The sequence below is a fragment of the Pseudoalteromonas sp. Z1A6 genome, from assembly GCF_011378745.1.
Lineage (GTDB): Bacteria > Pseudomonadota > Gammaproteobacteria > Enterobacterales > Alteromonadaceae > Pseudoalteromonas > Pseudoalteromonas arctica.
The window spans coordinates 26,463-35,730 of sequence record NZ_WTKW01000003.1; the positions used below are offsets into that span (position 1 = coordinate 26,463).

Here is a 9,268-nt window from a genome sequence, read left to right on the forward strand (position 1 = left end):
CATGAGTACAGAATTACTGATCAATGTCACACCGAGCGAAAGCCGTGTTGCCCTAATAGAAAACGGTGTACTGCAAGAAATACAGCTAGAGCGAATTGGTAATCTAGGTATTGTAGGCAATATTTACCTAGGAAAAATAAGCCGTGTACTTCCGGGTATGCAGGCTGCTTTTGTTGATATCGGCCTTGAAAAAGCGGCATTTTTACATGCATCCGATATTGTAAATAGTGCCTCTATTGTTGAAGGCGTAGACGACGTACCAATAAAAAAAGTACAAGACATTAGAGAGTTAGTTCGTCAAGGCCAATACATTATGGTGCAAGTGGTAAAAGATCCGCTAGGCACTAAAGGCGCAAGACTCACCACAGATATAACTATTCCTTCTCGCTATTTAGTGTTTATGCCAGATGCGACCCATGTAGGGGTTAGTCAGCGTATTGAAACTGAAGAAGAGCGCTCACGCCTTAAAAAAATAGTCGCAGAATATGGCGATGAAAATGGCAGCTTTATTGTACGTACAGCAGCCGAAGGCGCTAGCGAAGCAGAATTACGACACGATGCCGGTTTTTTAAGAAAACTGTGGGAAAAAATTACAGCTCGTCGCAAAAAAACCAGTAAAGCCAGTATCCTACACGAAGATTTAACGCTTGCCTTTAGAACCCTACGTGACTACGTAGGTGAAGACATGGAGCGCATTCGCGTTGACTCTAAACTTACTCATGAAGAACTAAAGTTATTTACAGAAGAGTTTGTCCCACAGCTTTCTCAAGTACTTGAGTACTATCCTGGTGAGCGACCTATATTTGATTTGTTTGACGTTGAAAACGAAATTCAAAAAGCACTACATCGCAAAGTTACCTTAAAATCGGGCGGTTATATAATTATTGACCAAACTGAAGCAATGACGACTGTTGATGTTAATACTGGTGCATTTGTGGGACATCGTAATTTAGAAGAAACAATTTTTAATACCAACGTAGAAGCAACCTCTGCAATTGCTCGCCAGCTTAGGCTGCGTAATTTAGGCGGTATTATCATTATCGACTTTATAGATATGGTAAGTGAGGATCATAAGCGCCGAGTATTACATTCACTTGAATCAGCACTCGCAAAAGATCGCACTAAAACAAATATCAATGGGCTTTCAGCACTTGGGCTTGTTGAAATGACGCGTAAACGTACACGCGAAAGCTTAGAACATATTTTATGTGATGTATGCCCGGCGTGTTCTGGTCGTGGATCGCAAAAAACAGTTGAAACAGTGTGCTACGAAATACTGCGTGAAATAGTACGCGTTAATCGAGCATACGCTGCCGATAAGTTTATGGTATATGCAGCGCCAGCTGTAAGTGAAGCCTTACTAAACGACGAGTATCATAACCTTGCCGAGCTTGAACTATTTATTGGTAAGCAAGTCAATATTCAAACAGAGAGCTTATACAGCCAAGAACAGTTTGATGTGGTAATGATGTAATGAAAGCAAAAGCGGTCTGTTTTTTTTGTTTTAGAAAATTATGGCAGACCTGCGCCATAATTTTGGTATTACTGGCCGTTATTGTTTCAATTTTAAAATATACCCTTCCGTATGCAAACGAATACAAAGGGAATATAGAAAGCTATTTACACGAAAAGTTTGAAATAAGCTTATCTATAGGTGAAATATCAGCTAGTTGGCAGGGCAGTGGTCCTGCATTAGTATTAGAGAATTTATCGTTTAAAGATAACGAAACTGCACCAATATCACTCACCATTGCTAAAACCAGCTTAGAGCTAAACTTATGGGAAAGCTTAAAAGCGCTGCAACTTAGATCTAATTATTTTGTTATTAATGGTTTTCATACCAGTGTAAATATTACCAACTTATTTAAAACCGGTGACAACGACGAAGTCTCTTTTGAGCAAAAAGAGCTAATTGAAGAACTGTTTTTGGGTAAAACGGGTCATTTTGCAATAGAAAATTCCAGTATTAACTTTGTTCTAGAAGACGGTAAAGAGCGTAAGTTACTCCTCAAAAATATTGTTTGGCAAAATGAAGATGAGCAGCATCTTGGTAGTGGGAGCTTAGCATTGCCGGGTATTTCGGTCGGTGATTTTGATGCGCGCATAGCACTTACTGGCGATACCCTAGAGCAAGTTGCGGGCGACATTTATGTGCAGGCTAACAAAGTCGATGTATCTAACTGGTTAGCGCAATATATAAATACGCAAAAGCAACAACTGCATAGCGATATTAATTTACAAGCGTGGCTAAAACTAGATAAAGGTTTTGTAAGCGATATAAAAATGCAGTGGCTACCAAGCTTTGTGCGTTGGCAGCGAGAAGAGCAAAGCCAACAAGTTAGTTTGAGTGAAGGTGGCTTTCACTTATACCCAGATCAAAATAGCTGGCACTTAAAAAGCACAGGTTTAACATTTAATAGTAATGATAAAGCATGGCCAAGTTTAGAGTTTGAAGCTCAACTAGGGGCGAAAAATGAAGTGTGGCTCCATCAAGTTGATTTTGAATTACTGAGTAACCTAGCAGGGCTAAGTAATTTTAATGCACTTGAACCATTTTTAGAGCGCCAACCTAGTGGGCAAATAGATCAAGCTTATTTAAATTTCTCTAATGCACAGCAATGGCAATTATGGTTTGAGGCTGACAATATTGGCTGGCAAGAATTAAGGTCGGTACCTGCAGCACAAGGACTTAGAGTAAATGGTTTACTTAATCAAAGTAGTGGTCGAATAAATTTATTTGGCGAAAATGGCACATTAGTTACAGGCGAAAGCTTTAGCAACGACATAAATTATAATCAGCTAAATGTAGAGCTAGATTTAGCTAAGCGAGATGATGGCTGGCATATAAGTAGTGACAATATATGGTTTGATAATAATGAAGTTACTGTTGCTGCAGAATTACAAATTAGTCTAACAGATGATCCTCGATTAGATCTTTACGCTGAAGCCTTCGCCCCAGATGCCAAAATTGCAGGTCATTACTTCCCATTAAAAGCTATGAGCCCTGAGCTCGTTAGCTATTTAAATGGTGCAATTAAAGGCGGAGAAGTATCTAAAGCACAAGTCTTATTTGCAGGACCTTTATCTGGTTTTCCATTCACCGATGGTAGTGGCCAGTTTGGTGTATTAGCGCAAATAGATAACGCAACCTATGAGTTTGATCCTGATTGGCCTTTGGTCACCAATGCCGACGTACAGCTACATTTTGATAATGAGCGTATGGACATATATAGCCAGCAAGGTAAGTTGGTTAATTTAGATATTGGTAATAGTGTACAGGTAAGCATTGCAGATTTAATGCATGCTGATGAACTTATTGTGCAAATTGATAAAAAAGCACAAATGGAAAAGTTACATGACTTTTTTGCAGCGACACCTATTGCCAAACCTCTTGCTGAAATTTTTAAAGTTGTGCAGGGCAAAGGCGAAGCCGATGCCAGTATTGAGCTTTTAGTAGGCTCAAAGTTTAAAGGCGGGGCCAGTGTTAGCGGCAAGGTTAATTTAAATGACTTGCCAGTATTTATAGCAACGCCAGGGATTGAGCTTAAAAACTTAACTGGCGAGCTTAATTTTAAAAACGACAATATCACACTTAAAAATGCGACTGCGAAATGGTTGGGCATGCCGCTAACTATTAATTACAGCAGTAAAAGTGATGAAAAAAATTACCAAGCAAACATAGATATAAACGCCAAAATTGACGCCGATACACTAATAGATAGTGGGAAAGGTATATTAAAAAATTATTTAAGCGGGCAAAGTGATGTTGATATTGGCTTAGTACTTAATTTTACCGAGCAAGGCTTTAATTACCGTGCACAGGTAAACTCAGAACTACTTGGCTTAACGAGTAACTTACCCGCACCTTATAATAAAAATAGCGAACAAATGTGGGCGCTTGATGCGGTAGTACAAGGTGATGATATTTCTAATCTCATTACAGCAAACGCTAATCAACTGTTTTACTTTAATGCTATTTTAGAAAATGGAAAATCACAGTTTAGTAATGTCCATTTTGTGCTCGGAAAACAAGATTTAGGATTAAACCAAAAAGACTTAAGCGTAAATATAAATCTTGAACAGAGTGAACTAGTGCCTTGGTTTGATCTGATTGATCAAATAATTAATGCTGGTAAAGCAAACCCAGATCAAGAATCAAAAGGGATTATGCCACCGCTTAATGAGGTGGTCGCAAATATAGGTTTACTTGATGCGAGTAACATCATTTTTAATGATTTTGAAATGCGTTTAGCACCATCAAAAGACGATTTATACCTAAAGCTAAATGCTAAAGAACTTAGAGCTGGGGTTTTTATCCCTACATCACAGCCTAGCCAGCCCATACGAATTAATGCCGATTACTTAAGGCTTAATTTTGCACCGCACAATGAGCAAGCACTTGAAATAACAGATGTACTTCCTGAGAAAGACTTGAGCTGGCTTACTAAAATACCTGCTATTGAGTTTGAATGTAGTGATTGCAAAATTGACCGCTACCAACTTGATAAAGTGAGTGCGTCATTATTAGGTGATGGAGAGCGTTTATCAATATCAGAACTTGTAGTCGATAAAGGCGATCATGTGCTGCGCACTAAAGGGCAGTGGCAAAATGGATTAACAACGCTAAGTGGCGAGCTTAAAAGTGATGACATAGGCGCATTGTTTGGTGAGTTTGATATAACCTCCGCGATTAAAGACTCAAAAGCCGATCTAAATTATGATCTTACTTGGCAAGCAGCCCCTTATAATTTTGATGTGAAAAGTTTAAGTGGCGAGATAGCTTGGGATTTAGGAGAAGGTCACTTAACTGAAGTTAGCGATGGCGGGGCACGCGTATTTTCGTTACTGAGCCTTGATTCATTAGTACGCAAGCTGAAACTTGATTTTAGAGATGTATTTTCAAAGGGCTTTTTTTATAACAGCATGCAAGGCACTATGCAGTTAGAAAATGGTATCGCTTACACTAAAGATACCAAAATGGACGGCGTACCTGCCGATTTAACCATTAAAGGTTATGCAAATTTAAACACGCTTGATATAGATTATGACCTTGCTGTTGCGCCGCAGGTAACCTCGAGTATTCCGGTTATAGTTGCATGGATGGTAAACCCAGTAACAGGGCTTGCTGCCTTAGCAATTGATAAAGTTATTCATTCTGCGCGCGTCATCTCAGAGATCAACTTTAAAGTAACGGGTAAAATGAACGATCCTATTGTTCAAGAACTCGACAGAAAAAGTCGTGAAGTTACGCTTCCTCAAGCTGCGCAAAATCAGCCACAAGCATCAGTCGATTTAAAACTTAAAGATGCACAAGTAACAGTAACGCAATGAACAAAACTGAAATACTAAGCACTCCCACAATAGTTGCCCTGCAAATGTGTTCAGGGCTAAACCCTGATGACAACATAGCAAGCTTAAAGCGTGCACTTAAAACACTCCCCGCAACAAGACCATTACTTGTTTGTTTGCCTGAGGCTTTTTTAGTGTTTAGTAAAAGTGGTAACGATACGTTACGTGTTGCTAAGCAAGTTGAGCGATACAAACTACAACTTAGTGAATTGTGCCAACACCATAATATTTGGTTAAATGCAGGGACAATGCCTGAGCCATTTAACGAACATAAATATTATGCAGCATCGCACTTATATAATAATCAAGGCGAGCTGGTTGCAACGTATAACAAAATACATTTATTTGATGTAAACGTAGATGACAAAACCGGTAGCTACCGAGAGTCAGATTTTACCCAAGCAGGTAGCGATGTGGTTGTTGTTGATTCTCCCTTTGGTAAAATAGGCTTAACAGTATGTTATGATCTGCGCTTTAGTGGCTTATTCAACGAACTAGTACGCCAAGGCGCCGATATTATTTTAGTACCAAGTGCATTTACAGTCGTCACAGGACAAGCGCATTGGCAGCCATTATTAGCAGCTCGCGCAATAGAAACACAATGTTATGTAGTTGCAGCAGCTCAGTACGGTACACATGAAAATGGCCGACAAACATATGGCCACAGTATTATTATTTCGCCTTGGGGAAGTATCCTGAGTGAATTGCCAACAGGCACCGGTTTTATAAGCTGCAACGCAGATTTAGACCAGTTACAAAAAATTAGACGAGATATGCCCGTGCAGTCTCATCAACGATTTAGAGAGCATTTATTATGAATTCGGTTGAACAGCATTTACTACACGACAGCCAGCTAAATAGAGAAGAGCTCGAAAAAACGCTCGCTTACATACATCAGCATAAAGTGGATTACGCCGATTTATATTTTCAATCAAGCCACCACGAATCATGGGTGCTTGAAGACGGCTTAGTTAAAGAAGGCTCTTATAACGTTGAACGTGGCGTTGGTGTACGTGCTGTAAGCGGCGAAAAAACAGGATTTTCTTACTCTGATGCAATAAATCTTGAAGCGCTAAATAAAGCGGCTACAGCGGCTCGTAGCATTGCAGATGCTGGCGAAGATAGAGCGATTAAAGTATTTAGTGATGTTAAAGCTAAAGAGCAGTTTGCACCACATCAACCAATTTCGAGTATGAGCGATACCGACAAGGTGAGTTTATTACGCGAACTTGAAAACTATATTCGTGAACTAGCACCCGATGCAGAGCAAGTAATTAGTTCAATGTCGGCTGTATACGAAGAAGTATTAATCGCAGCAAGTGATGGTACGTTTGCCACCGATATTCGCCCGCTTATTCGTTTAAACTGCTCAGTACTGCTTGAAAAAAATGGTCGCCGTGAACGCGGTGGCGCAGGTGGTGGTGCACGTTTAGATTATGGTTACTTTAAAGAACTTGTTGACGGTAAACCGCGTTGGATGGAATTTGCAGAGGAAGCAGTACGCCAAGCTAAAGTGAATCTTGAGGCTATTGATGCCCCTGCAGGTACTATGGAAGTAGTACTTGGTAACGGTTGGCCAGGTGTACTTTTACACGAAGCGGTAGGGCATGGGCTTGAAGGCGACTTTAACCGCAAAGGCGCGTCTGCGTTTAGCGGTAAGGTTGGCCAAAAAGTAGCGTCTGAGCTATGTACTGTTGTTGATGATGGCACAATGGCCGATCGCCGTGGTTCACTAAATGTGGATGATGAAGGTACGCCAGCCGCTTACAACGTACTCATCGAAAACGGTATTTTAAAAGGCTATATGCAAGATAAGCTAAACGCGCGTTTAATGGGGGTAAGTCCTACTGGTAACGCACGTCGTGAGTCTTATGCACACTTACCAATGCCTCGCATGACTAACACCTACATGTTAGGCGGAGAGCACAGCCAAGCCGATATTATCAGTAGTGTTAAAAAAGGGGTATTCGCGCCTAACTTTGGCGGCGGACAAGTTGATATTACCTCAGGTAAGTTTGTATTTAGTGCATCAGAAGCGTACTTAATTGAAAATGGTAAAATTACTCAACCAATTAAAGGCGCAACGCTTATTGGTAACGGCCCAGAAGTAATGCAGCAAATATCTATGGTTGGAAACGACCTTGCCCTTGATAAAGGTGTGGGTGTTTGTGGTAAAGATGGTCAAAGCGTACCAGTAGGCGTAGGCCAACCAAGCCTTAAAATTGATAAATTAACGGTTGGCGGCACAGCTTAAATATTGCCAAGCGCGAAGTAAGTTCGCGCTTTTTTTTTAATGAAGGTGGGGTTTATACCTCGCCTTCATCCACTTTATTTTTTTCAGCCTCTGCATACCATAACGCAAAAAAGCACTCTGTTAATTTATGCTCTATTTCAAGCGCCTTTTCTGTCGGGCAAAACAAGGTAAAGCTTGCTTTAAACTCACCTAAATCAGTTGTACCAAAGTGAATTACCGGCTCTGGACCAGAGATTTTTGCATCAAGTTTGCGCTCAATCATCGAATTATAACGGCTTGCTACTTCTTGAAACTCTTCGCAGTACAGCTTAGCTTGCTCATTCAATGTGTCGTGAATAGGATACGGGTTAAAGCTCTCTCGACGGACAATAATAAAATGATGTGTAACAAAGCGTTTTACAAAGTTTAAGTTTTTAATAGAGCTGGTAATTAGCTTATTATTAGGAATATATATGGTTTTTCTTGAAAATTGATAAGTATGTATATCAATTTCATGCATGGTTGTTTTTATCCAATCCGTTTCAGCTACTTCACCAAAGTAATCACCCACTTGTATCCAGTCACCTACTCTAAATGGGCGAGTTGTTACTAGGTAAAAAAAGCCTATAACACACTGAATAAACTCACGCGTTGCAAGTACAATCGCCACAGCAAAAGCAGCAATAGAAAGTGCAAAGTTTTGAATTTCGGTAGACCACACAAATAGCAGCGATATCATCATTACAAAATTAATAAAGTGCTTAATATTGTGTGCGATGTAACGAATATCTTTTTCTTTTTTTTCTGCGCGATTTTTAGCGAGCTTATCAACAAGTACTTTTAGTACAAATGCAATTGTGATCATTACAATTGAAAGAAGAAACGGATGCAGCAATATATCTTTAGTCATAATATCCAATTAAACGCGAGTTGATAAAAACAGGCTCAGTATATTGATTTATTAAACCAATTAGCAAATTTAGTGCAAAAAAAGTAACCAATAAAAATGGAGCTACGCTATTGAGTTACTTCATCAGTGCAATGCTTGTGATTTTTAGCCATTCTTTTTCGGCATATGAGTACAAGCTCAATGGCTGAAATAAAAATTAAAGTATAGCCAAGCGTTTCTATTCCTTCTTCAACAATGTTTTTCACTACGCGTACATAGTCATCGCCCATTACTGAATGCCAAAATGCACCTTTGCCCATCATTCGCGAAAATGCGAGTAAAGTAACCATGCCTGATAAGCAAATACCATAACTAGGAGTGAGGCTATAGGCTTTTAAAGCGTTAAAAATACTCCCTCTCTTTGTTATTAAATAAACAAACACGCCAGCCAAAATAGAATAGACGATACTTTGCCAAGCACCATCAAATAGGTATAAGTCTAGAGAAGTATCAAACTCTCTCACAAACATCATGGCCGTTAATGCTGAAAGCAATACCGCCGGTATTTTGAGTTGAAAGTTAATTCGTGAAGCATAGAAAAACAAAATACAGCTTAAAAAAGTTAAAGCATCTTGCATATGTTCAGTGAGCGTTTCTTCACTGTAAAGTGCGTTTTGCTGCAACTCAAATCCTTCAAGTTGAATCAATGAGGCAACACCCGCTAGACACAGTAAGTAAATAAATGATCGTAGTAAAAACATAAATAACCAAGAGAAACTATAAATGCGCGAGATTCT

General features: G+C 39.5%; 6 protein-coding genes. 4 read left to right on the forward strand and 2 right to left on the reverse strand.

Features of this window, described 5'->3' with window-relative positions; translation table 11 throughout:
* Window position 1: 1 nt before the first annotated feature.
* The 4 genes from rng to tldD are packed head-to-tail and all read left to right on the forward strand — an operon-like array spanning window position 2 to window position 7,603.
* Window positions 2-1,474, forward strand: a complete 1,473-nt coding sequence (rng, locus tag GQR46_RS00425; RefSeq protein ID WP_007586345.1) for a ribonuclease G — start codon at window positions 2-4, stop codon at window positions 1,472-1,474.
* On the forward strand, window positions 1,474-5,331 hold the full coding sequence (locus GQR46_RS00430; protein ID WP_165739306.1) for a YhdP family protein: 3,858 nt from the start codon (window positions 1,474-1,476) through the stop codon (window positions 5,329-5,331). The genes rng and GQR46_RS00430 overlap by 1 nt, the downstream gene beginning before the upstream one ends.
* The gene (locus GQR46_RS00435) at window positions 5,328-6,167 is read left to right on the forward strand and encodes a carbon-nitrogen hydrolase family protein (RefSeq protein ID WP_165739309.1); all 840 of its coding nucleotides are present in this window, start codon (window positions 5,328-5,330) and stop codon (window positions 6,165-6,167) included. The genes GQR46_RS00430 and GQR46_RS00435 overlap by 4 nt, the downstream gene beginning before the upstream one ends.
* Window positions 6,164-7,603: a metalloprotease TldD gene (gene tldD / locus GQR46_RS00440; protein WP_165739311.1), complete on the forward strand. Its 1,440-nt coding sequence runs from the start codon at window positions 6,164-6,166 to the stop codon at window positions 7,601-7,603. Before GQR46_RS00435 ends, tldD begins: the two co-directional genes overlap by 4 nt.
* A 52-nt stretch (window positions 7,604-7,655) precedes the next feature.
* Here the strand turns inward: tldD and GQR46_RS00445 are convergent, their stop codons facing one another.
* Window positions 7,656-8,492, reverse strand: coding sequence for a mechanosensitive ion channel family protein (locus GQR46_RS00445; RefSeq protein ID WP_165739313.1), 837 nt, complete (start codon window positions 8,490-8,492; stop codon window positions 7,656-7,658).
* Window positions 8,493-8,599: 107 nt separating this feature from the next.
* Window positions 8,600-9,268: hypothetical protein (locus tag GQR46_RS00450; RefSeq protein ID WP_240922878.1), on the reverse strand; the 669-nt coding region annotated here is incomplete at its 5' end.

Coding starts and splice junctions, on each gene's coding strand:
- rng (WP_007586345.1), top strand. CDS start 2: ATGAGTACAGAATTACTGATCAATGTCACACCGAGCGAAAGCCGTGTT.
- GQR46_RS00430 (WP_165739306.1), top strand. CDS start 1,474: ATGAAAGCAAAAGCGGTCTGTTTTTTTTGTTTTAGAAAATTATGGCAG.
- GQR46_RS00435 (WP_165739309.1), top strand. CDS start 5,328: ATGAACAAAACTGAAATACTAAGCACTCCCACAATAGTTGCCCTGCAA.
- tldD (WP_165739311.1), top strand. CDS start 6,164: ATGAATTCGGTTGAACAGCATTTACTACACGACAGCCAGCTAAATAGA.
- GQR46_RS00445 (WP_165739313.1), bottom strand. CDS start 8,492: ATGACTAAAGATATATTGCTGCATCCGTTTCTTCTTTCAATTGTAATG.